This is a genomic window from Pseudomonas sp. FW305-20, from assembly GCF_058788075.1.
The window spans coordinates 48,016-70,313 of the sequence record NZ_JBYTAJ010000018.1 but is presented as its reverse complement, the minus strand read 5'-3'; the positions used below and the strand labels follow the sequence as shown (position 1 = coordinate 70,313).

Genomic DNA, 22,298 nt, shown 5'->3' with positions numbered 1-22,298 from the left:
ACTGCGCGGCGCTAACAAGACAGGCGTTATCTATGTCCATTGCGGTTTTGCGGTTTATCGGTTTCATCCTGGGTATTTTTCTGATCACGCTTGCAGTGAGTATGGCGATACCGCTGCTCACGCTGGTGATCTATGAACGCAACGATGAGATGTCGGCCTTTGGGTGGTCAATTGTGATCACGATGGTGTCCGGGCTGCTGCTGATTAACAAGGGACGTCCTGAAAACGCTCAGTTGCGTCCCCGCGATATGTACATGCTGACCACGGCCAGTTGGGTGGTCGTTTGCATGTTTGCCGCGTTACCCATGGTCTTTATTCAGCACATCAGCTACACCGACGCGTTTTTTGAAACGATGTCCGGTATCACCACCACCGGATCGACCATTCTGACCGGCCTGGACACTGCCTCTCCCGGATTGCTGATTTGGCGTTCAATGCTGCATTGGCTGGGCGGGATCGGCTTCATCGGCATGGCCGTGGCCATCCTGCCGCTATTGCGGGTCGGGGGGATGCGCCTGTTCCAGACCGAATCATCCGACTGGTCGGAGAAGGTCACACCCCGCTCCCATGTCGCCGCCAAATATATTCTGGGGCTGTATGTCGGGCTGACCGCTGTTTCCACGCTGGCCCTGTGGATAGCCGGGATGACGCCGTTCGAAGCCGTCAATCATGCAATGGCGTTGATTTCCACAGGCGGTTTTTCCACCTCCGATGCGTCTCTGGCGCACTGGACACAACCGGCCATTCATTGGGTGTCAGTGGTTGTCATGATTCTGGGCAGCCTGCCTTTCACGCTGTATGTGAGCACGCTACGCGGGAATAAACAGGCCTTGTTCAACGATCATCAGGTACGCGGTTTCATTGGCTTTTTGCTCATCACCTGGCTGCTGTTCGGCACCTGGCTGTGCTTGAACAGCGAGCACGGCTGGTGGGACGCGTTTCGGATCGTGGCGGTCAACGTGACGTCGGTGGTCACGACGACCGGCGTGGCGCTAGGGGATTACACGTTATGGGGCAGCTTCTCCGTGTTGCTGTTTTTTTATCTGACCTTTGTCGGCGGCTGCTCCGGCTCCACTGCCGGCGGTCTTAAAATCTTCCGTTTTCAAGTGGCTGGCGCCCTGCTCATGGGCAGCCTGAAACAATTGATTCATCCTCGCGCCGTCATCCAGAAGAAATACAACAATCGCCCGATCGATGAAGATATCGCCCGCTCACTCCTGACGTTTTCATTCTTTTTCACCATCACCATCGGGGCGATCGCGATGGGGTTGGCGCTCATCGGCCTGGACTGGACCACGGCATTGAGTGGCGCGGCCACTGCCGTCTGCAACGTGGGGCCAGGCCTTGGTTCGATCATTGGCCCGGCAGGTAACTTCTCGACACTGCCCGATTCGGCCAAATGGCTGCTGACCGTTGGCATGTTGCTGGGAAGACTGGAAATCCTCACTGTTCTGGTGCTGTTCATCCCGGTTTTCTGGAAGTACTAGCCATGCCTGGACTGTTCCTGTCCAGCGTGCCAACGCGCTTCTGGCCCTGCCGAACTGGATGGGGTGACGTAACCGGCACTTCAGGCCCAATGCCGTGGATCGTTCATCACCGCCTCGTGTTCAGCGAACAGCTTGGGTAATTCGGCTTTGAGAAAGTCCACCCAGGTCCGAACCTTGGCATCGAGAAAACGCCGCGATGGGTACAGCGCATAAACGTTGCGCTCACGGGGGCGCCAGGCCGGCAACAAACGCAACAAGGTGCCATCGCTCAAGGGACGCGTCGCGGTATAGAACGGAATCAGGCTGATCCCCATGCCGGATTCCGACGCCTTGACCATTGATTCGGCGACGTTGCATTGAAAGGTCCTGGCCGGGCTGATGGCATGCTCGCCCTCTTCGTCCCGGAACACCCATTCATCTTTGTACAACGGGTCGAGCATGCGCAGGCACTGATGATCATTGAGCGCCATCGGTGTTCGCGGTACGCCACGCCGTTGCAGGTAGTGCGGGGAGGCGCAGGGCACGCTGTAAATCTGCCCGATGGACTGGGCGACCATTTGCGAATCGGCCAGTTCATGGGCAATCGAAATCACCACGTCGTGCCCTTCCTCCATAGGATCGGGATTGCGCTGCGACAGGGTCAACTCGAACACCACGTCGGGGTAAAGCTCGCTGTAGCGCGCGATCAATGGCGTGATCAGCACCCCCAGGCCATTCATGCTGTGAACCCGCAGTCGTCCACTCGGTTTGAGATGGGCACCGCGAGCCTCAGCCGTTGCCACCTCCATTTCTTCGAGTATTTGCCGACTGCGCACCAAAAAGCGTTCACCGGCCTCGGTCAGGCTCAACCGTCGCGTGGTGCGGTGCAGCAAGCGTGCTTGCACATGCTGCTCCAGATCGGCCACCAGTCGCGACACTTGCGCAGTTGACAGTTCCAGCGCATCGGCGGCGGCGGTAAAGCTTGCGCACTCCACCACGCGGACGAACACCCGCAAGTTATTGAGCAGATCCATAAGCCCTCCACGGGCGGTCACTGTTACGTTTGATGTAAGGCTGCTTCAGGCGCGAGCCCCTTTATCGGTGATGGGCAAAGACTAGAATCCAGGTACCGGAATCAACACGGAGCACGGAAAAATGAAAACCCTGATCAGCCTGTTTCTGACCGTTGTCGCCACCTCGGCCATGGCCGCCGGCAACCAACCCGCCGCCACTTCGTACAACCCCGCACAGCCGCTGGACATTGCCGAAGTGGTTTCAGTGTCGAACACCGCAACCGCCTGCGGGGTTGTGCCTGCAACCATGGTGTACGTCGATCATCAAGGCCAGACCCATAGCGTGACGTACGAGGTCATGGGTGACTGCACCACAGATCTATGACCGCGCCCTTATAGCAGCGTCCAGGTGTAGCTGAGGATCAAGCGGTTTTCGTCGATATCGCTGCGGTAGTTGGAACGCGCCATCGCGTTGCGCACGCGGATCCCGAGACCTTTGAGGCTGCCGCTCTGCAGCACATAGCCGATGTCCAGATCGCGCTCGCGGTCCTTGCCCTCGAACCCTTTGCCGGTATCGACATTGCTGCCAGTGATGTAGCGCACGGTGCTGGTCAGCCCCGGCACGCCGAGGGCGGCGAAATCGTAGTCGTAACGCGCCTGCCAGGAGCGCTCATCGGTATAGGCGAACTCGTAGGTCGGCACCTCGTTACCCAGAGGGCTGATGTTGGCAAACACTCGCGGGAAGGCACTGTCGCCGAACATGCCCTGATAGCCGACATAGAACGTGTGGCCGCCACGCTTGGCCGACAGCAAGGAGAAAAACGCCTGGTTGTCGATGTTGCCCAGCAGTTTTTTGCCGTCTTCGTGCGAATCGTAATACCCAAGGTTGGCGCCCAGGATCCAGTTGCCCAACGGCTCGCTGTGCTTGAGGCCGAGAAAGCGCTGGTTGTAGATATCTTCCAGTTGCCCGAACCAGGCGCTGACCGAGCTGCGTTTATCGTTGAAGGCGTAATCGGCGCCAGCAAAGTTGAAACCATCACTGCTGACCTGACGCTGCGGCACATGACCGAGCATGGCTTGCATCTTTTCGTCGCCGGCCTCGTTGCGCAGGCTGGTCGAGTTCAAGTGGCCACCTTGTACGGTCAGGCCATTGATCTCGTTCGAGCTGATGCTCGCGCCCTGATAGCTGGGCGGCAGCAAACGGATATCGCTGAAGGCCAGCACCGGCAGGTTGGGTTGCAACTCACCCACCTTCAGTTCGGTTTTGGAGAATCGCACCTTCAACGCGCCTTCCAGACGGCTGTAATCATCCGCCGCGCGCCCGTCATCCTGCACCGGCAGCAAACCTGTATTGACCCGGTCCGGGCTGCTGTCGAGCTTGAGGCCGAGCAGGCCAATAACATCCACACCAACACCGACGGGGCCCTGGGTATAACCGGATTTGACGTTGAGGATGAAGCCCTGCGCCCACTCTTCAGCCTTCGATTGTTGGTTGGCTCCGACGATGTCGGAAAAGTCTCGGCTGAAGTAGTAATTGCGTGCTTGCAAGGTGGCGGTGGTGTCTTCGATGAAGCCATTCTCGGCCGCCATCGCACCGGCGGAGAAACTCGAGACGACCGCCATGGACAACACTGAACCGGTTGTTGGAAGAATCTGTTTCATTGTTTTTTCTCTTATTTTTATTGATCGACAGGTTGAAGTGCTTCAGCCGCAGCAGATTTGCTGCGGGGAACGGGACGACGGGCGTTTAACAACACGTGCGTGACCATGCCGAAAATCAGCCCCCAAAAAGCAGCGGACAAACCCAACAACGACATGCCCGAGGCGGTGGTCAGAAAAGTCACCAACGCGGCTTCGCGATCACTCGGCACGGCCATTGCGCCGGCCAACGCCCCGGCAATCGCGGCGAACAGCGCCAGCCCGGCCAAGGCTGCGATCAGTTCTTTGGGGAACGCCGAAAACAGTGAAACCAGGGTGGCGCCGAAAATCCCCAGCACCAGGTAACACAGCCCGCCCACAACCCCGGCCACATAGCGTTTGCCGGGATCTTCATGGGCTTCGCGCCCGGTACAAATCGCCGCGGTGATGGCTGCCAGATTCAGCCCATGGCAACCGAACGGCGCCAACAGCGCCGTGCCCACCGCACTGCTGGCGATGATCGGGCCGGCCGGCGTTGGGTAACCGCTGGCGCGCAGCACCGCCATGCCGGGAACGAACTGGCCGGTCAGCGCCACCATCACCAGCGGCAAGGCGATATTCAGGGTCGCGCTCAGGCTGAACGTAGGTGTGATCCACACCGGCGTGGCCATCCCGATTACCAACGCCTCGCTGTGCAAATCACCGGCGAGAAAAGCCATCGAGCAACCCACCAGCAGCACCATCAACACCGCATACCGCGGCATCAGCCGTTTGCAGACCAGGTAGGTGGCGAACATCGCCAGCACCAGCAACGGTTTGCCCTGCAACGAGACAAACAACCCGGTGCCGAAGCTGAACAGAATCCCCGCCAGCATCGCTGCCGCAATCGCCGCAGGCAGTTTGCCGATGATCCGGTCAAACGCTCCCGAGACCCCGACCAGAAAGATAATCAGGCTACTGACCAGATACGCACCTACCGCCTCCGGCATGGAGATCCCCGGCAACAGCGCCACCAGCAACGCCGAACCCGGCGCTGACCACGCGATGATCACCGGGACGCGGTAACGCAGGCTCAACCCGATTCCGAGCACGGCGCTGCCGATGGAAATCGCCCAAACCCAGGAAGACAGCACCTCCCGCGAGAGGTGCGCGGTCTCGGCAGCCTGAAAGATGATCACCAACGGGCCTGCGTAGGAAATCACCGTGGCGATAAATCCGGCCACGGCCGCAGACAGGGAAAAGTCCTGGAATAAGCTTTTCATGAAGCCTCGCCGACAGCCCCGTCAGGCGATCCATGGATGCCCGGCAACTTTTGTTGGGCACTGCGCCGACTGCTGATGGCGAACACGGTCATGGCCATCGCGGCCACCGCACCGGGCAAGGCGAATGCCATGAAGTTCAGTTGCAGCGGCAGGCTGATCCCGAGCAAGGCACCGCCCAGCAGCGGTCCGACAATGGCACCGTTGCGCCCGATGCCCGAGGCCCAGCCCAAACCGGTGGAGCGAATGGTCATGGAGTAGAACTGCGCGGCGCAGGCGTACAACAGAATCTGCGAGCCAATGGTGGTGGCGCCGGCAATGGCGATCAGCAGGTACAACAGCGGCATCGGACTGTTGAAGCCCAGCAAGGTGATCGACACCGCTGCCACGGCGAAGAACACCGCCAACACCCGCGGCAGGTTGAGTTTGTCTCCCAGCACACCGCCGCCCACCGCGCCGAAAATGGCACCGAAGTTGAGCACCAGCAGGAACGACAGACTCGAGCCCAGGCTGTAACCGGCGTTGGCCATCAGTTTTGGCAGCCAGGAACTCAAGGCGTAGACCATCAGCAAGCAGCAGAAAAACGCCAGCCACAACATCAGCGTGCGCAGCGCACGACCTTCGCGAAACAGTTGCAACACCGGCGTGCCAGTGCCCTTCACTTCGCTCATGTGCAACTGATCGCTGGTTTGCGCGACGTACGCCGGGTCAATTCGCTGCAGGACGTTTCGCGCCTCTTCATTGCGCCCCTGGCGCAGCATGAAACCTACCGACTCGGGCAGGAAGTACATGATCAACGGCAACAACAGCAACGGCAGCACCGCCACGTAAAACACCGATTGCCAGCCAAAACTCGGGATCAGCACGATACCGAGCCCCGCCGACAGCATGCCGCCTACCGAATAGCCGCTGAACATGATCGCCACCAGCGTGCTGCGGATTTTCTTCGGCGCGTACTCGTTCATCAGCGCCACGACGTTGGGCATCACCCCGCCAATGCCAAGCCCGGCAATGAACCGGCAGAGGCCAAACTCGGTGGGGTTGCGGGCAAAACCATTGAGCACGGTAAAACCGCTGAACAGCATCACGCAGATCGTGATGGCTTTTTTGCGACCGATCCTGTCCGACAGCGGGCCGAAAAACAGCGCGCCGAACATCATCCCGAACAGTGCATAACTGCCCAGTGCGCCCGCTTGCAGAGGACTGAGCCCCCACTCTTTCATCAGCATCGGCAACACCACGCCGTAGATCACCAAATCGTAACCGTCGAAAATGATGATCAGGGCACACCAGAACAGCACCATCCAGTGAAAGCGATTGAATCGTGCGTTGTCGATAACCGCATGTACGTCGATCTTGCGCATGGCATTTATCTCTTGTTGTTATTTTTTTTAAGAGCGTCGGCAACACGGCTAACGTCCGTACAGCCGAGGGTAGAGGCGCCAGGCGCGGGGCAATATCCGCTTTGCGCAGATCGCTATCCGTTTTGTGCAATGCCCTGAAACGGGCGCGGGATGAGGAGTGTTGCGGGGATGGAGGGCCGCAAATCCGGCAGATCGGAACCTCTGCGATGAACTGCCTTCATTGCAATCACATTTGAACGCTAAGTGCGGACTGATGGATGATTCAGATGTCAGCGTCTGCGCTCACAGGCGCTTTGCGCGGATCAGGGCAGGGCCTTCTCCAGCGCCTCACGCAATTGCGCAGCCGTAGCGAATTCGTACTGCCCCACCAATTGACCGTCCTTGAGCTGCAGCCACAGCACTTTATCCACAGGTCCGGGGTAGCGCGGCGCCACGCGACCATCACGGTCAAGCAGCACTCGATAGGGATAATCGCGCATGGCCGGTACAGCAAACATTTTCGCGATCAGTCGAGGCATGCGCTGGATGTCAGCGACAAATACCGCGTGCCGAGCCTCCAGGTAGCCCTTGGGCTGGTCCTGCAGAGCGGCGGCGACCAGTTTGGCGGCGTCCATGCTGCGCGCCACCAGCAACGTCTGAGTCTGGTTATCAAGTGTGAAGGGCTGATCGAACTGATCGAGCAAGGTCCACGGCGCCAGCCGCTCACCCTCCTCCAGTGCTTGCGCCCAAAGAGGCAGAAGACTGAGCAATAACACGGGCCAATATTTCACGTTCCTGTCCTCGTTCGAGCGCATGTGCGTAATGGCCATCAGTCTACACCGCCCGCTCCGAGCGCCCAGTCCGCCTGTTTACCGTTTCACGCTTTCTGCTTGTCGCAAATGAACGCTAAGCTTGGGCCTATGGATGACTCAGATTATTTACGCCTGCTGACCATTGCGGCCGAGCAAGCCAACGCGTTCCTGTCCAATGCCCGCAAATGGGAGCGTGAGCGTTGGGTCTGCCAGCGCCTGCTGCAAGGCCTGAACATTCCCTATCGCGCCGACGAATTCGCCCCGGCCGGGGAGCCGCCGGACGTGCTGTTTCGTGACGCCAGTTTCGAAGTGTTTTTCGTGCTCGATGAGGGCCGACGCCTCAACGACGAATGGCGCGATGAGCTGCAACGCCGGCGCAGTGCGTTTTCCCTGAGTTCGCTGGTGCGCCGCGAGGCCAAGCCCCGGCGCATTCCGGCCAATGAGTTCTTGCTCAGGCTCGCGCCAACCTTGCGCAAAAAAGCGCACAACTACAAAGAACGCGGCATGGACCTGGGCGAACTGGACATCATCGCCTTCGCCAGCCTCAAGCGCGAAGTGCTGGACCTCAACAGCCATTTCCCGCCGCCTACCGAATACCTGCGCCAAGGCTGGCGCTCGTTGTCGCTGGTCGGCCCGACCTTCGTCCGTGTGCTATTCGCGCACCCGGATGCCCCGGATTTTTTGCGCAGCAACCTGGGTCGCAGCATTGTTTTCGACGTCGGGATCAGCCTGTGAGTCCATTGCAGGAGCTGATTGCCGAAGTGCCGCAAACAGGTCGCGTTCGCTGGATCGGCGTGCGGCCGCAATCACGTTCTCAGATGATCGAACTCGATGCCGTGGAAGCGCGGCTTGAAGCCGGATTGACCGGTGATCACGCGCGTCCCGGCGTACGCAATGCGCGGCAGGTAACGCTGATCCAATGGGAGCATCTGGCGGTGATCAACTCACTGATGGGCCGCCCGGCGGATCAACCGGTATTACCTAATGATTTGCGACGCAACCTCGTTATCAGCGGTATCAATCTGTTCAGTCTCAAGGGTCGGCGCTTCAGGATTGGCCAGGCGATTTTCGAAACCACCGGCTGGTGCCAACCCTGCGCCCGTCTCGAGAACAACCTCGGCCCCGGGACTTTTCAGGCCGTTCGCGGACATGGCGGAATCACCGCCCGGGTGTTACAAAGTGGAATCATTCGCCTGGACGATACGGTGAGCGTCGAGCCCATTCCTGCCAGCGGCTATGCTCCGTTCAACGTTCGTTAAATCCGCCTGTAGCTTCTACACATTCAGCAACGTCTACCCCTGACGAGGCCCAATATGACCAGCCGCCTGAACCCAGACGACCAAAAGCATGTCGAAGAGTACCTGCAATTGTCCCAGCACCAAGTCGAGCGCCGGCCTTTCCGGCCGTGGATGCTCCTGGTGGTGGTGTTGGCAGTGACCATTGGTTTAGGCCTGTTGAGCCGATTTATCAGTTACCTGACGCTATGAGCAGCATCGCGCTCGCTCGGTTGACTGCACCGATTTCTTTTAGCCTTGCGAGATATCCCCATGACTCATCGTATTGTCATCGTTGGCGGCGGCGCCGGCGGTCTGGAGTTGGCTACCCGTCTGGGTAAGACTCTGGGCAAGCGCGGCACGGCCAGTGTGATGCTGGTCGACGCGAACCTGACCCACATCTGGAAACCGCTGTTGCACGAGGTGGCGGCAGGTTCCCTGAACTCTTCCGAAGACGAACTCAACTATGTTGCCCAGGCAAAATGGAACCACTTCGAGTTCCAGCTGGGGCGCATGAGCGGGCTTGATCGCGCACAGAAAAAAATCCAGCTGGCCGCTACCTACGACGAAGCCGGCATTGAACTGGTCCCGGCGCGTGAAGTGGGTTACGACTCGCTGGTGATCGCGGTCGGTAGCACCACCAACGATTTCGGGACACAGGGCGCGGCGCAACACTGTCTGTTCCTCGACACCCGCAAACAGGCCGAGCGCTTCCACCAGCAATTGCTCAACCACTACCTGCGCGCCCATGCCGGGCAGACCGACAAGGTCGAGCAGATCAGCGTGGCCATCGTTGGCGCCGGTGCCACCGGGGTCGAACTGGCCGCAGAACTGCACAACGCAGCCCATGAACTGGCGGCATACGGCCTGGACCGGATCAAACCGGAGAACATGCACATCACGCTGATTGAAGCGGGGCCACGGGTACTGCCAGCGCTGCCGGAACGTATCGGCGGCCCTGTGCATAAAACCCTGGAGAAACTCGGGGTCAACGTCATGACCAATGCCGCCGTCAGTGAAGTGACGGCCGACAGCCTGATCACCGCCGATGGCAAAGTCATCAATGCCAGCCTGAAAGTCTGGGCGGCCGGGATTCGTGCACCGGGTTTCCTCAAGGACATCGATGGCCTGGAAACCAACCGGATCAATCAGCTGCACGTGCTGCCGACCCTGCAAACCACCCGCGACGAGAACATCTTCGCCTTCGGTGACTGCGCGGCGTGCCCGCAGCCGGGCACCGACCGCAATGTGCCGCCGCGCGCCCAGGCTGCGCATCAGCAAGCTTCGTTGCTGGCCAAATCGCTGAAACTGCGAATTGAAGGCAAGCCTCTGCCGGCTTACAAATACACCGACTACGGCTCACTGATCTCGCTGTCGCGTTTTTCGGCTGTGGGTAACTTGATGGGCAACCTCACCGGCAGCGTGATGCTTGAAGGCTGGCTGGCGCGGATGTTTTACGTGTCGCTGTATCGCATGCACCAGATGGCGTTGTATGGCGCGTTTCGTACGGCGATGTTGATGTTGGGCAGCAAGATCGGGCGCGGGACTGAGCCACGGCTCAAACTTCACTAACACAATCTAGCGTGGGAGTGAGCCGGCTCCGGGCGGCTCACTCCCACATTTTTACTCACCAGCCTGTAGATCTGTGTCTCACTGTATCTCCCCTGCCGTTTCATCCCCTTCGCTTACAAACTCCCCCTTGCGCGACACAGTAGCGATACACCACGCCCGCTAAATGGCCGCTCCCGAGCAAGGCTACCGCCAGCTACGGTTATCGCCGCATTTGCGTGGCGTCCTTTATCGAACGGTTGTGTCGTGCAACCCAGGAGTATTGAAATGTCCCGTACCACCAAAAACACTATCGGTTTGCTCGGCGCTGTTTTGGCCGGAGGAATGATGTTGTCCGGTTCGGTGTTCGCCGCGCAACCACTGACTCAGGGCTACCTGCTGGCCTCGGCCGAACAGGTCGTGAAGACTCCTGAAGGGAAATGTGGCGAGGGCAAGTGTGGCGATGCCTCGATGGCAAAAACCGACACGGATGACGACGGCAAGGTATCCCGTGCCGAATTCCAGAAAGTTGCGCCGAAATCCAATTTCGACAAGATCGACACCAACCATGACGGCTTCATCGACGAGCAAGAGGCATTCGATAACGTGAAAGCCAACTACGAAGCCAATGGCAAGAAAATGCCAAAAGGCCTGTTCGAGCATTTGAAAGACCAAGACGGCGCCTAATCTGCCGAGTACCAGGCCGCGCTTTTCCGTCGAGAAGCGCGGCTTTTTTGCATCTGGAACATTTTTCGAAGGCAAAAAAAATCCCCGTATCTTTCGATACGAGGATTTTTAATATGGTCGGGGTAAGGGGATTCGAACTCCTGACATCCTGCTCCCAAAGCAGGCGCGCTACCGGACTGCGCTATACCCCGGTAATAAAAAGGCGACCTTTAAAAAGTCGCCTTCTTCGATCAGTGCTTTTGGCCTCTGATCTTAAGATCTGATCCCAGCGTGAACTGGTTTCAAAAATGGTGGGTCGTGTGGGATTCGAACCTACGACCAATTGGTTAAAAGCCAACTGCTCTACCAACTGAGCTAACGACCCAAAAATGGTCGGGGTAAGGGGATTCGAACTCCTGACATCCTGCTCCCAAAGCAGGCGCGCTACCGGACTGCGCTATACCCCGGCTTGAAATTGGCTCCGTGACCAGGACTCGAACCTGGGACCCAATGATTAACAGTCATTTGCTCTACCGACTGAGCTATCACGGAACTACATATTTCAATTTACAACTGTGAAGCTTGCTTCACCTCTTCGACCCGTTCGCATCGCTGCGTTCGTGTGTCTGAGGCGCGCTATTCTACAATCTTAAGCACCTCTGTCAACCCCCTAAATTGCTTTCAAGTTAATGATTTGCAACTTATTTCAGATTCCGGCTTGGGGAGCTGGAACCCTTCAGGGCGACTTACTGCGGGGCGCACTTTACAAGCCTTTTCCTTAGAGTTCAACAGCCTGGCGAAAAAAAGGCCTCGCAATGCGAGGCCTTATCCATTGCACTGCCGTTTAGAGTCAGACGAAAACGATTTCGTCGTTTTCCACAGTGCCTGTTGCGGTGTCGCCTGGCATGAAACGACCGGACAGAATCAGCTGCGCCAGCGGGTTCTCGATCCAGCGCTGAATGGCTCGTTTGAGCGGCCGTGCGCCGTAAACCGGGTCGTAACCCACCGCGATCAGCTTATCCATGGCCTCAGGGCTCAGATCAAGCTTCAACTCGCGCTCGGTCAGGCGACTGCGCAGACGGCCCAACTGGATCTCGGTAATGCCCGCGATCTGATCCCGAGCCAGCGGCTCGAAGATCACCACTTCATCGACCCGGTTGATGAACTCCGGCCGGAAGTGCGTGGAAATTGCGTCCATCACTGCCGCACGCTGAGCCTCACGATCACCGACCAACTCCTGGATCTGCACCGAACCGAGGTTGGAGGTCATTACAATCACGGTATTTTTGAAATCCACCGTGCGGCCATGACTGTCGGTCAGCCGGCCATCCTCCAGCACTTGCAGCAAGATGTTGAAAACGTCCGGGTGGGCCTTCTCGACCTCATCCAGGAGGATCACCGAATAAGGCTTGCGACGCACCGCCTCGGTCAGGTATCCGCCCTCTTCATAGCCTACGTAGCCTGGTGGCGCCCCGATCAGGCGAGCCACGGAATGTTTCTCCATGAACTCGGACATGTCGATCCGCACCATCGCCTCTTCCGTATCAAAGAGGAACTCGGCCAGTGCCTTGCACAGCTCGGTTTTACCGACACCGGTCGGGCCGAGGAACATGAACGAACCGCTCGGGCGATTCGGGTCGGACAAACCGGCGCGGGAGCGCCGCACCGCATTGGAAACGGCAATTACCGCTTCGTCCTGGCCGATCACACGTTGGTGCAACAGGCTTTCCATCTTCATCAGTTTTTCGCGCTCGCCTTCGAGCATTTTCGACACCGGAATACCGGTCCACTTCGACACGACTTCGGCGATCTCTTCTTCAGTCACTTTGCTGCGCAGTAACTGGTTTTCAGTTTTGCCATGTTGGTCGACCATTTGCAGGCTGCGCTCCAGGTCCGGGATGATCCCGTACTGCAACTCCGCCATGCGGTTCAGATCGCCTTTGCGGCGGGCAGCTTCCAGTTCCTGACGGGACTGTTCGATTTTCTGCTGGATCTGCGCAGAACCCTGGACTTCGGCTTTTTCCGCGTTCCAGATTTCCTCCAGGTCCGAGTACTCACGTTCGTGACGGACGATCTCTTCCTGGAGTTTTTCCAGGCGTTTCTTCGCCGCGTCGTCGCTTTCTTTCTTCAGCGCCTGGGATTCCACCTTCAGCTGAATCAGCCGACGCTCCAGACGATCCAGTACTTCCGGCTTGGAGTCGATCTCCATGCGGATGCGGCTGGCCGCTTCGTCGATCAGGTCGATGGCTTTGTCCGGCAGCTGACGATCGGTGATGTAGCGGTGACTGAGCTTGGCCGCAGCGATGATTGCGCCGTCGGTAATCGCCACCTTATGGTGAACCTCATAACGCTCTTTCAGGCCACGCAGAATCGCGATGGTGTCTTCTTCACTCGGCTCATCCACCAAGACTTTCTGGAAGCGCCGCTCGAGGGCCGCATCCTTCTCTATATATTGGCGGTACTCGTTGAGTGTGGTCGCGCCGACGCAGTGCAGCTCACCACGGGCCAACGCTGGCTTGAGCATATTGCCCGCGTCCATCGAGCCTTCGCCTTTACCGGCGCCGACCATGGTGTGCAGTTCGTCGATGAACAGAATGATCTGCCCTTCCTGCTTCGACAGTTCGTTGAGCAGGGATTTGAGGCGTTCTTCGAACTCGCCACGGTACTTGGCACCGGCAATCAGCGACCCCATGTCCAGGGACAGCAGGCGCTTGCCCTTGAGTCCATCTGGCACTTCGCCGTTGATGATGCGCTGGGCCAGGCCTTCGGCGATGGCGGTTTTACCCACGCCAGGCTCACCGATCAGCACCGGGTTGTTCTTGGTGCGGCGTTGCAGGACTTGAATGGTCCGGCGAATTTCGTCGTCACGGCCGATCACCGGATCGAGCTTGCCTTCTTCGGCACGCTTGGTCAGGTCGACGGTGTATTTATCCAGCGCCTGGCGCGATTCTTCATGGTTGGCGTCATTGACGGCCTCACCACCACGCAGGTTGGTGATCGCGTTTTCCAGGGCTTTCTTGCTGACGCCCTGACCAAGCAACAATTTGCCAAGCTTGCTGTTCTCGTCCATGGCGGCGAGCAACACCAACTCGCTGGAGATGAACTGGTCGCCCTTCTGCTGGGCCAGGCGGTCGGCCTGGTTGAGCAGACGCGCCAGATCCTGCGACATGTTGACGTCGCCGGTCGGGTTCTGGATTTTTGGTAGTTGATCGAGCTCTTTGGTCAGCTCTTTACGCAGGCTGTTGACGTCGAAGCCAACCTGCATCAACAGGGGTTTGATCGAACCACCCTGCTGTTCAAGCATGGCTTGCATCAAGTGCGCCGGTTCAATGCCCGGATGATCGAGGCCGACGGCCAGGGATTGGGCGTCGGACAAGGCTAACTGCAACTTGCTGGTTAAACGGTCTATACGCATGGGTCACCTTCCTTTTGAGCAGGCCGGACCTATGAAACATCCTGAATGAAGAAACCTGCCAGATATCACTTAGATGTGGTCGATTCTGGGAGATTCAAGCGTCGCGATGTTGATGTAGATCAGAGAAGTCTAGCGTTCGAGCCAGACCAAGGAGGCAAACCGACCGGTGCGCGGGCTGCGGCGGTAGGAAAAGAAGCGAGGATCGGTCACGGTGCAGAAACCGCCGCCATAAACAGCGGTAACCCCGCGAGTGGCCAGGCGCAAACGCGCCAGCTCATAGATGTCGGCCATGAATTTGCCAGCATTTTGACTCGGCACAAAGGCTTTGGCGGCTTCGGACAATTGTTCGACGAAGGTTTCGCGCACTTCCGGGCCGACTTCAAAGGCTTGCGGACCGATGGCGGGGCCGAGCCAGACCAGCACTTCTTCTGGCGGCACGGCCAGGCTGTCGAGGGTTGCTTCCAGCACACCCGCCGCCAACCCGCGCCATCCGGCATGAGCCGCCGCTACGCGAGTACCGACACGGTCACAGAACAGCGCCGGCAGGCAATCCGCGGTCATTGCCGTGCAGGCAATACCGGGCGTTGCCGTCCAGCTGGCATCGGCAGTGGCCGTAAGGCTTGGGTCTGCGTGGGCCACGGTAATGCCGTGAACCTGATTTAACCAGGCCGGTTGAATAGAGAAATGATCGGTGAGGCGACGGCGGTTTTCGGCAACAGCTTCGGGGCTGTCATCGACGTGATCGCCGAGATTGAGGCTGTCGAACGGCGCCAGACTGACGCCGCCCGCACGGGTGGTAACACAGGCTTTCACCCCGGCAGGCGCAGGCCAGTCGGGAATCAGCCAGTCACTCATCCGATGAACGCCTCGCGGTCTTGCTTGAGCAGCGTCAGCAACCAGACGAAATCATCCGGCAGTGGCGATTCCCAGCTCATGCGTTTACCGGTGGTCGGGTGATCCAGTTCCAGGAACCGCGCATGCAGTGCCTGACGCGGGAACGCCTTCAACGATTCGACCATGGTCACACTGGCTGCCGGCGGAATGCGGAAACGACCGCCGTAGGCAGGATCTCCGACCAACGGATAGTTGATATGGGCCATGTGCACACGAATCTGGTGCGTACGACCGGTTTCCAGCTTCACCCGCACGTGCGTGTGGGAGCGGAAACGCTCGAGCACGCGGTAATGACTGACGGCCTGCTTGCCACCTTCCATCACGGCCATGCGCTGGCGTTGCTGACCGTGACGACCGATTGGCGCGTTGATCTTGCCGCCGGCAGTCACCACGCCGATCACGATGCACTCGTAGATCCGGCTTACGCTGCGGCTCTGCAGTTGCGTGACAAGCTGTGTCTGCGCCTGGATGGTCTTGGCCACCACCATCAGACCGGTGGTGTCCTTGTCCAGGCGATGCACGATACCGGCGCGGGGCACATTGATGATGTCCGGCACGTGGTGCAGCAAGGCGTTGAGCAAGGTGCCATCAGCGTGACCGGCGGCAGGATGCACCACCAGGCCCGCGGGTTTGTTGATCACCAGGATGTCGTCGTCTTCATAGACGATGTCCAGCTCGATGTCTTGAGCGATCCATTCGCCCTGAGCTTCCTGCTCGGCAGTGAGTTCAAGAATGGCACCACCGTGAACAATGTCTCGCGGGCGGATAACCGCCCCATCCACAGTCAGGCGGCCGTCTTTGATCCAGGCGGAAAGGCGCGAGCGCGAGTGCTCAGCGAATAATTGTGCGGCGACTTGATCGAGGCGTTGGCCGCCCAATTCGGACGGCACCTCTGCGCGAAGTTCAATTTTATCGGACATGCTCAGACTAGGCGTCGGCACAGCCTTTGGTTTCGGCTGCGCGCTTGTGGTTAAATACGGCGTCTTTTGCCCCGAGGCTATTCAACGGGGCGCTCATCATAACAGGACGGCCTCGCCCAAGACAGCGGCCGTCATAGGGACGCAAGCCGCCATGCAAGTGAAACACCTGCTGCTGATCGCCATCCTCGCATTGACCGCTGCTTGCTCATCGAAGGAAGTCGTAGACGAAAACCTGAGCGAGGTCGAGCTGTACCAGCAGGCTCAGCACGATCTGGACAACAATAGCTACACCGCCGCCACAGCCAAGCTGAAGGCGCTGGAGTCGCGTTATCCGTTCGGTCGCTACGCCGATCAGGCTCAACTCGAGCTCATCTACGCCAACTACAAGAACACCGAGCCTGAAGCAGCGAAGTCCGCCGCCGAGCGCTTCATTCGCCTGCACCCGCAGCACCCGAACGTGGATTACGCGTATTACCTCAAGGGTCTGACTTCCTTCGACCAGGACGTCGGCCTGTTGTCGCGCTTCCTGCCGCTGGACATGACCAAGCGTGACCCGGGCGCTGCCCGCGACTCCTACAACGAGTTCGCCCAGCTGACCAGCCGCTTCCCCAACAGCCGCTACTCGCCTGACGCCAAGCAGCGCATGATCTACCTGCGCAACCTGCTGGCAGCCTACGAGATTCACGTTGCCGACTACTACCTGACCCGTCAGGCCTATGTCGCCGCCGCGAACCGTGGTCGCTACGTGGTGGAAAACTTCCAGGAAACCCCTTCGGTCGGTGACGGCCTGGCGGTGATGACAGAGGCCTACCAGCGTCTGCACCTGGATGACCTGGCTGCCACCAGCCTCGAAACCCTGAAGCTCAACTACCCGAACCATCCAAGCCTGGTCGACGGTCAGTTCCAGCCTTCGGTGGCCGAAGCCGACAACCGCTCGTGGTTGAGCAAGGCGACCCTGGGCCTGATCGAGTCCCGTCCACCGCTGCCGCCGGGCGAAACCCGCGCCAACCAGGACGTGCAGAGACAGTTCCAGGACGCCAAGGACTCGATTCCGAACGAGCTCAAGCCTAGAGATGAAAACGGCGACGTGATCGAAGAAGAGGAACACGAGTCCGAAGCCAATAACAGCGATCGCTCGTGGTTCAGCTACATGACCTTCGGCGTGTTTGACTGACACATCGGGCGGTACGAAAAGGAGCCTTTCGAGGCTCCTTTTTTATGGACTCGATGATTACGCTGTGCGCTGGTCATGTCCTTGGCTAAACTGGTTCATCACTCGTCGAATAGCAGCTCATCATGCTTCGTTTACTGTTCTGGATCGCCCTGATTGCCGCTGCGGTATGGTTATGGCGCAAGTTCAAGGGCCAGGCTTCCGTGCCCAAGTCATCTGCCGAGCTGGAAGCGGCGCCCATGGTCCGCTGTGCCCATTGCGGCGTACACCTGCCACGCGACCGCGCGCTGAGCCTTCAACAACAGTGGTATTGCAGCCAGGCTCATCTTGAGCAAGGCCCGGGCTCCAGTGATCGCTGAGACCTCCAGTCCCGGCAGCAAACAGGCCCAGCGACTGCTGCGCCTCTATCACCTCTACCGTTTGAGCATCGGCATCACCCTGGTGCTGTTGATCGCCAGCAACATGGACAACCAGTTGCTGACGTTCAGCAATGACGACCTGCTGCGCAGTGGCAGCTGGTTTTACCTGGTGCTGAACATCCTGCTGGTGGTATTCCTCGGGAACACCCGGCGCCCGGCGCAACTGTTCAGCCTGGCGCTGACCGACGTCCTGCTGCTGTGCGGTCTGTTCTACGCCGCCGGCGGTGTGGCCAGCGCCATCGGCAACTTGCTGATCGTATCGGTCGCCATCAGCAACACCTTGTTGCGAGGGCGCATCGGGCTGCTGATTGCCGCCGTTGGCGCGCTCGGCATTGTCGGGCTGAGCTTCCTCCTCAGTTTCAGCCATCCCGCCACCCCCAACGATTACTTGCAAGTCGGCACGCTCGGCGCCTTGTGTTTTGCTGCGGCATTGCTGGTGCAAGGGCTGATCCGACGCCTGGAGGTCAGCGAAACCCTCGCCGAACAACGGGCCAGCGAAGTCGTCAGTCTCGAAGCCCTCAACGCCCTGATCCTGCAACGCATGCGTACCGGCATCCTGGTTCTCGACGACAAGCGGCGCGTTCAACTGGCCAACCACAGCGCCTTGAACCTGTTAGGCAGGGAAAATCTTGCAGGCCAACTGATCGACGACTACTTGCCCAGCCTGGTCGAACGCCTGCAACTGTGGCTCAACAATCCAACGCTGCGTCCCCAGAGCCTGAAAGTCGCCAGCAGTGGTCTGGAGCTGCAACCGAGCTTCATTGCCCTGGACCAAAGCCCGCACCACCAGACCCTGGTCTTTCTCGAAGACCTCGCGCAAATCGCTCAACAAGCCCAGCAGTTGAAACTCGCCGCCCTTGGTCGCCTGACCGCCGGTATCGCCCATGAAATCCGCAATCCACTGGGCGCCGTTAGTCATGCCGCGCAGCTATTGCAGGAATCAGAGGAACTGAACAGCGCGGATCGACGTCTGACCCAGATTATTCAAGACCACTCTCAGCGAATGAATCGGGTAATCGAAAACGTCCTGCAACTGTCCCGCCGCCAGCAAACCGTAGCGCAGCGGCTTGATCTGAAGCCGTGGCTGGAACAGTTCGTCAACGAAACCCGCGCCAGAGCGACCGAGCATCAGCAGATTCACCTGCGCATCGGCTCAGGAGACTTCAAAACCCTGATGGATCCAGACCAGTTGACTCAGATTCTCGACAATCTGTTGCGCAATGCCTGGCGCCATAGCGCCTTGAATCACGATCAGGCACAGGCTTGGCTCGAGCTGTTCGTCGACCCGGACAGCCAGCTGCCGGTCCTCGAGATCCTGGACGATGGCCCCGGCGTGGCACCGGAGCATCAGGTGCACTTGTTTGAACCGTTCTTCACCACCAGCACCCAAGGCACCGGCCTGGGGCTTTATCTGTCCCGTGAGCTGTGCGAAAGCAATCAGGCCCGCCTAGACTTCAAACCACGCCAAGACGGCGGCTGCTTTCGCATCACTTTCGCTCACGGACGGAAACAAGGTTGAACATGAGCCCACGGCAAAAAGTCCTGATCGTCGATGACGAGCCGGATATCCGCGAATTGCTGGAAATCACCCTGGGACGGATGAAACTCGACACGTTCAGTGCCCGCAACCTCGGCGAAGCCCAGGCCCTGCTGTCGCGAGAGACGTTCGACTTGTGCCTCACCGACATGCGTTTGCCGGACGGCACCGGCCTTGAGCTGGTGCAACACATTCAGCAACGCCACCCAAACGTACCGGTGGCAATGATCACCGCTTATGGCAGCCTGGAAACGGCGATCAACGCCCTCAAGGCCGGTGCCTTTGATTTCCTGACCAAACCGGTGGACCTCACTCGCTTGCGGGAACTGGTCAGTAGCGCGCTTCGGTTGCCTGCGCCGGGCGTCACCGGCATCGCCATAGATCGCCGGCTGCTGGGTGATTCACCGCCCATGCGCGCCTTGCGCAAACACATCGATAAACTGGCCCGCAGCCAGGCGCCGGTGTACATCAGTGGCGAATCCGGCAGCGGCAAGGAACTGGTCGCGCGACTGATCCATGAGCAAGGGCCGCGCGCCAGCCGACCGTTTATCCCGGTCAATTGCGGGGCGATTCCGTCGGAATTGATGGAGAGCGAGTTTTTCGGGCATCGCAAAGGCAGCTTCAGCGGCGCCATCGAAGACAAACCCGGACTGTTCCAGGCGGCCCATGGCGGCACCCTGTTCCTCGACGAAGTGGCTGATTTGCCGCTGGCGATGCAGGTCAAACTGCTACGGGCCATACAGGAAAAAGCCGTTCGCGGTGTCGGTGAGCAACAGGAAACCGTGGTCGATGTGCGTATCCTGTGCGCCACTCACAAAGACCTCGACGCCGAAGTCGCCGCCGAACGCTTTCGCCAGGATTTGTACTACCGATTGAACGTGATCGAACTACGAGTGCCGTCCTTGCGCGAACGCCGTGACGACATTGAATCCCTTGCCAGCCATGTGCTCAAACGCCTGGCCATCAGCACCGGCCAACCCGCCGCAAAACTCCACCCCCAAGCCCTCGACGCGCTGAAAAGCTATCGTTTCCCCGGCAATGTGCGGGAACTGGAGAACGTGCTCGAACGGGCGCACACGTTGTGCGAAAACAAACAAATTGAAGCCAGCGACCTGCGACTGGCCGAAGGCAACTGCAACCCGGAAGGCGGTGTGCCGGACCTGACGCAGATCGACAATCTGGAAGACTACCTGGAAAACATCGAACGCAACCTTATCCTCCAGGCCCTGGAAGAAACCCGCTGGAACCGCACGGCGGCGGCTCAGCGGTTGAATCTTTCATTCCGGTCGATGCGTTACAGGCTCAAAAAATTCGGGTTGGATTGAAGGCGACCTGACAGGCGCCGAAAAATCCCGCGACTAAATCCGCCCGATCGGTGCATACGGCGCCGGATCAATGATCGGCTCACGCCCCAGCATCACATCCGCAAACAACTGACACGACGCAGGCGCCAGCACCAAGCCATTACGGTAATGCCCGCAATTCAGCCAAAGCCCTTCGAACCCCGGCACCCGACCGATGTAAGGAATGCCCTCCGGCGAGCCCGGGCGCAACCCGGCCCAATGACCGACGACCTCGGCATCCGCCAGTGCAGGAATCAACTCCACCGCCGATGCCTTCAGGCTCTCCAGGGCAGATTCGGTCGGCGTTTTGTCGAAGCCTTCATGCTCCAGCGTACTGCCGATCAGAATGTGCCCGTCGCGCCGAGGAATCGCATAACGTCCCTTGGCCAGAACCATGCTCGGCAGGAAATCCGCTGCGCATTTGTAGAGAATTATCTGCCCTTTCACCGGTTCGACCGGCAGCTCCAGATCCAGGCTCTTGAGTAAATCACCGCTCCAGGCGCCCGCAGCCAGCACCACCTGATCACCATGAATCGCTCCCGCCGAGGTCTGCACCCCGACCACCGTAGCGCCTTCACGGATAAATCCGCTGACTTCACACTGCTCATGAATCGTCACGTTCGGCAGCGCCAGCAACGCAGCCTTGAGGGACTTCACCAGCCGCGGGTTGCGAACATTGGCCACATCGGCCATGTAGATCGCCCGGGAAAAACCGCTCCCCAATACCGGCACCGCGTCGTGAGCCGCCGAGATATCCACAGCCCGTAACGGACGGTTTTCCCGCTCGGCCCAGGCCAGCGCCTCGGCCTCGTCATCCAGGTCCAGCCAGTACAACCCGGTGGTATGCACCTCGGGATCGACACCGGTGGCGGCAAACAGTCGCTCACCCAGCTGTGGATAAAAATCCTGGGACCAATGCGCCAACGCGGTGACCGCCGGGCTGTAGCGCCACGGGTAGAGCGGAGAAACGATGCCGCCACCCGCCCAGGACGACTCCTGACCGACGTTCGAGCGATCCAGCAGCACAACGCTCTGCACTTCGGATGCGAGATTGAACGCCGTCAGCAGGCCAATCACGCCGCCGCCGACAATCACCACTTGCTGTTGCCTGGTCATGTTCTGATCCAACCGTTAAATAGACAGAGGGTACAAAAGGCACCCGGAAAAGGAACTCAGCGCCCCCAGCAATCCTTGGTCGTGGCCGTCGCATTGACCATGCTTCTGACGCCAGTGTTGGTGAGGGTGAAATCACCGCACTTGTCAGCGGCCATGGCCTTGCCGGGCTTGCGCACCGCCGTCAGCAGGAAGGTCTGATCGGTCAGGGTCGGGGTGATGGTGTAGAAGTCATTACCGGTGCTCAGGCCGGTGGCATTGGTGTAGACATTAGTCTTCGAATAGTGGCGTTCAAGGATCTGCGCTTGTTCGGAGAGCAGGCCGGCGACTTCAGTACGGCGGCCCTTGTTCACATACTCGGTGAGGCTCGGGTAGCCAATGGTGATGACGATCCCGATGATCGCAATCACGATCATGATTTCGATCAGGGTAAAACCTCGGTTGGATCTGCGCATGCCTCAACTCTC

General features: G+C 59.1%; 21 protein-coding genes and 4 tRNA genes. 11 read left to right on the top strand and 14 right to left on the bottom strand.

What is annotated here, in order from left to right:
• Positions 1–32 precede the first annotated feature (32 nt).
• Positions 33–1,487, top strand: coding sequence for a TrkH family potassium uptake protein (locus AC3WP4_RS17015; RefSeq protein WP_074870978.1), 1,455 nt, complete (start codon positions 33–35; stop codon positions 1,485–1,487).
• Between the two features lie 80 nt (positions 1,488–1,567).
• Here AC3WP4_RS17015 and AC3WP4_RS17010 read toward each other — a convergent pair whose 3' ends face one another.
• A complete protein-coding gene (locus AC3WP4_RS17010; RefSeq protein ID WP_074870979.1) occupies positions 1,568–2,500 on the bottom strand; it encodes a LysR family transcriptional regulator in 933 nt (310 codons plus the stop codon).
• Positions 2,501–2,621: 121 nt separating this feature from the next.
• On the opposite strand from AC3WP4_RS17010, the gene AC3WP4_RS17005 reads away from it, so the two are divergent.
• Positions 2,622–2,864 (top strand): DUF2790 domain-containing protein, encoded by a 243-nt coding sequence (locus AC3WP4_RS17005; RefSeq protein ID WP_102616136.1) that lies wholly within the window; start codon positions 2,622–2,624, stop codon positions 2,862–2,864.
• Positions 2,865–2,872: 8 nt separating this feature from the next.
• Here AC3WP4_RS17005 and AC3WP4_RS17000 read toward each other — a convergent pair whose 3' ends face one another.
• From AC3WP4_RS17000 to AC3WP4_RS16985, 4 genes are all read right to left on the bottom strand, one after another.
• Positions 2,873–4,141, bottom strand: a complete 1,269-nt coding sequence (locus AC3WP4_RS17000; RefSeq protein ID WP_102616137.1) for an OprD family porin — start codon at positions 4,139–4,141, stop codon at positions 2,873–2,875.
• A gap of 17 nt (positions 4,142–4,158) precedes the next feature.
• On the bottom strand, positions 4,159–5,379 hold the full coding sequence (locus tag AC3WP4_RS16995; protein WP_102616138.1) for a benzoate/H(+) symporter BenE family transporter: 1,221 nt from the start codon (positions 5,377–5,379) through the stop codon (positions 4,159–4,161).
• On the bottom strand, positions 5,376–6,740 hold the full coding sequence (locus AC3WP4_RS16990; protein WP_102616139.1) for an aromatic acid/H+ symport family MFS transporter: 1,365 nt from the start codon (positions 6,738–6,740) through the stop codon (positions 5,376–5,378). Before AC3WP4_RS16990 ends, AC3WP4_RS16995 begins: the two co-directional genes overlap by 4 nt.
• Positions 6,741–7,042: 302 nt before the next feature.
• Positions 7,043–7,510: an FAD/FMN-containing dehydrogenase gene (locus AC3WP4_RS16985; RefSeq protein WP_102616142.1), complete on the bottom strand. Its 468-nt coding sequence runs from the start codon at positions 7,508–7,510 to the stop codon at positions 7,043–7,045.
• 129 nt (positions 7,511–7,639) lie between these two features.
• Here AC3WP4_RS16985 and AC3WP4_RS16980 point away from each other — a divergent pair, with 129 nt between their 5' ends.
• The 5 genes from AC3WP4_RS16980 (at position 7,640) to AC3WP4_RS16960 (ending at position 11,040) form a co-directional block, all read left to right on the top strand.
• A complete protein-coding gene (locus AC3WP4_RS16980) occupies positions 7,640–8,266 on the top strand; it encodes a DUF1780 domain-containing protein (RefSeq protein ID WP_074870989.1) in 627 nt (208 codons plus the stop codon).
• On the top strand, positions 8,263–8,790 hold the full coding sequence (locus AC3WP4_RS16975; RefSeq protein WP_074870991.1) for an MOSC domain-containing protein: 528 nt from the start codon (positions 8,263–8,265) through the stop codon (positions 8,788–8,790). The genes AC3WP4_RS16980 and AC3WP4_RS16975 overlap by 4 nt, the downstream gene beginning before the upstream one ends.
• Before the next feature lie 54 nt (positions 8,791–8,844).
• Positions 8,845–9,018 carry a DUF3094 domain-containing protein gene (locus AC3WP4_RS16970; RefSeq protein WP_074870992.1) on the top strand — a complete coding sequence of 58 codons (174 nt, stop codon included), beginning with the start codon at positions 8,845–8,847 and terminating at the stop codon, positions 9,016–9,018.
• Between the two features lie 60 nt (positions 9,019–9,078).
• A complete protein-coding gene (locus AC3WP4_RS16965; protein ID WP_074870994.1) occupies positions 9,079–10,377 on the top strand; it encodes an NAD(P)/FAD-dependent oxidoreductase in 1,299 nt (432 codons plus the stop codon).
• 264 nt (positions 10,378–10,641) lie between these two features.
• Positions 10,642–11,040 (top strand): HvfA family oxazolone/thioamide-modified RiPP metallophore, encoded by a 399-nt coding sequence (locus AC3WP4_RS16960; protein ID WP_074870996.1) that lies wholly within the window; start codon positions 10,642–10,644, stop codon positions 11,038–11,040.
• Positions 11,041–11,154: 114 nt separating this feature from the next.
• Here the strand turns inward: AC3WP4_RS16960 and AC3WP4_RS16955 are convergent.
• The 7 genes from AC3WP4_RS16955 to rluD form a co-directional block, all read right to left on the bottom strand.
• Positions 11,155–11,231 (bottom strand) — tRNA-Pro (locus AC3WP4_RS16955).
• A gap of 97 nt (positions 11,232–11,328) precedes the next feature.
• Positions 11,329–11,404: transfer RNA gene (locus AC3WP4_RS16950), tRNA-Lys, on the bottom strand.
• Between the two features lie 5 nt (positions 11,405–11,409).
• Positions 11,410–11,486 (bottom strand) — tRNA-Pro (locus tag AC3WP4_RS16945).
• A gap of 9 nt (positions 11,487–11,495) precedes the next feature.
• Positions 11,496–11,571 (bottom strand) — tRNA-Asn (locus AC3WP4_RS16940).
• Between the two features lie 298 nt (positions 11,572–11,869).
• A complete protein-coding gene (gene clpB / locus AC3WP4_RS16935; RefSeq protein ID WP_074870998.1) occupies positions 11,870–14,434 on the bottom strand; it encodes an ATP-dependent chaperone ClpB in 2,565 nt (854 codons plus the stop codon).
• Between the two features lie 129 nt (positions 14,435–14,563).
• Positions 14,564–15,289: a peptidoglycan editing factor PgeF gene (gene pgeF / locus AC3WP4_RS16930; RefSeq protein ID WP_102616157.1), complete on the bottom strand. Its 726-nt coding sequence runs from the start codon at positions 15,287–15,289 to the stop codon at positions 14,564–14,566.
• The gene (rluD, locus tag AC3WP4_RS16925; protein ID WP_007942311.1) at positions 15,286–16,248 is read right to left on the bottom strand and encodes a 23S rRNA pseudouridine(1911/1915/1917) synthase RluD; all 963 of its coding nucleotides are present in this window, start codon (positions 16,246–16,248) and stop codon (positions 15,286–15,288) included. The genes pgeF and rluD overlap by 4 nt, the downstream gene beginning before the upstream one ends.
• Before the next feature lie 151 nt (positions 16,249–16,399).
• On the opposite strand from rluD, the gene AC3WP4_RS16920 reads away from it, so the two are divergent.
• From AC3WP4_RS16920 to AC3WP4_RS16905, 4 genes are all read left to right on the top strand, one after another.
• Entirely contained in the window at positions 16,400–17,422 is a 1,023-nt protein-coding gene (locus tag AC3WP4_RS16920) for an outer membrane protein assembly factor BamD (RefSeq protein WP_074871002.1), read from the top strand.
• Between the two features lie 122 nt (positions 17,423–17,544).
• Positions 17,545–17,778 carry a PP0621 family protein gene (locus AC3WP4_RS16915; RefSeq protein ID WP_074871005.1) on the top strand — a complete coding sequence of 78 codons (234 nt, stop codon included), beginning with the start codon at positions 17,545–17,547 and terminating at the stop codon, positions 17,776–17,778.
• A complete protein-coding gene (locus AC3WP4_RS16910) occupies positions 17,768–19,357 on the top strand; it encodes a sensor histidine kinase (protein ID WP_074871008.1) in 1,590 nt (529 codons plus the stop codon). The genes AC3WP4_RS16915 and AC3WP4_RS16910 overlap by 11 nt, the downstream gene beginning before the upstream one ends.
• Positions 19,358–19,359: 2 nt before the next feature.
• Positions 19,360–20,700, top strand: coding sequence for a sigma-54-dependent transcriptional regulator (locus tag AC3WP4_RS16905; protein ID WP_102616156.1), 1,341 nt, complete (start codon positions 19,360–19,362; stop codon positions 20,698–20,700).
• Between the two features lie 33 nt (positions 20,701–20,733).
• Here the strand turns inward: AC3WP4_RS16905 and thiO are convergent, their stop codons facing one another.
• Both thiO and AC3WP4_RS16895 read right to left on the bottom strand, forming a co-directional pair.
• Positions 20,734–21,834, bottom strand: coding sequence for a glycine oxidase ThiO (gene thiO, locus AC3WP4_RS16900; protein WP_102616155.1), 1,101 nt, complete (start codon positions 21,832–21,834; stop codon positions 20,734–20,736).
• A gap of 56 nt (positions 21,835–21,890) precedes the next feature.
• Entirely contained in the window at positions 21,891–22,286 is a 396-nt protein-coding gene (locus AC3WP4_RS16895) for a type IV pilin protein (RefSeq protein ID WP_102616154.1), read from the bottom strand.
• Between the last annotated feature and the right edge of the window lie 12 nt (positions 22,287–22,298).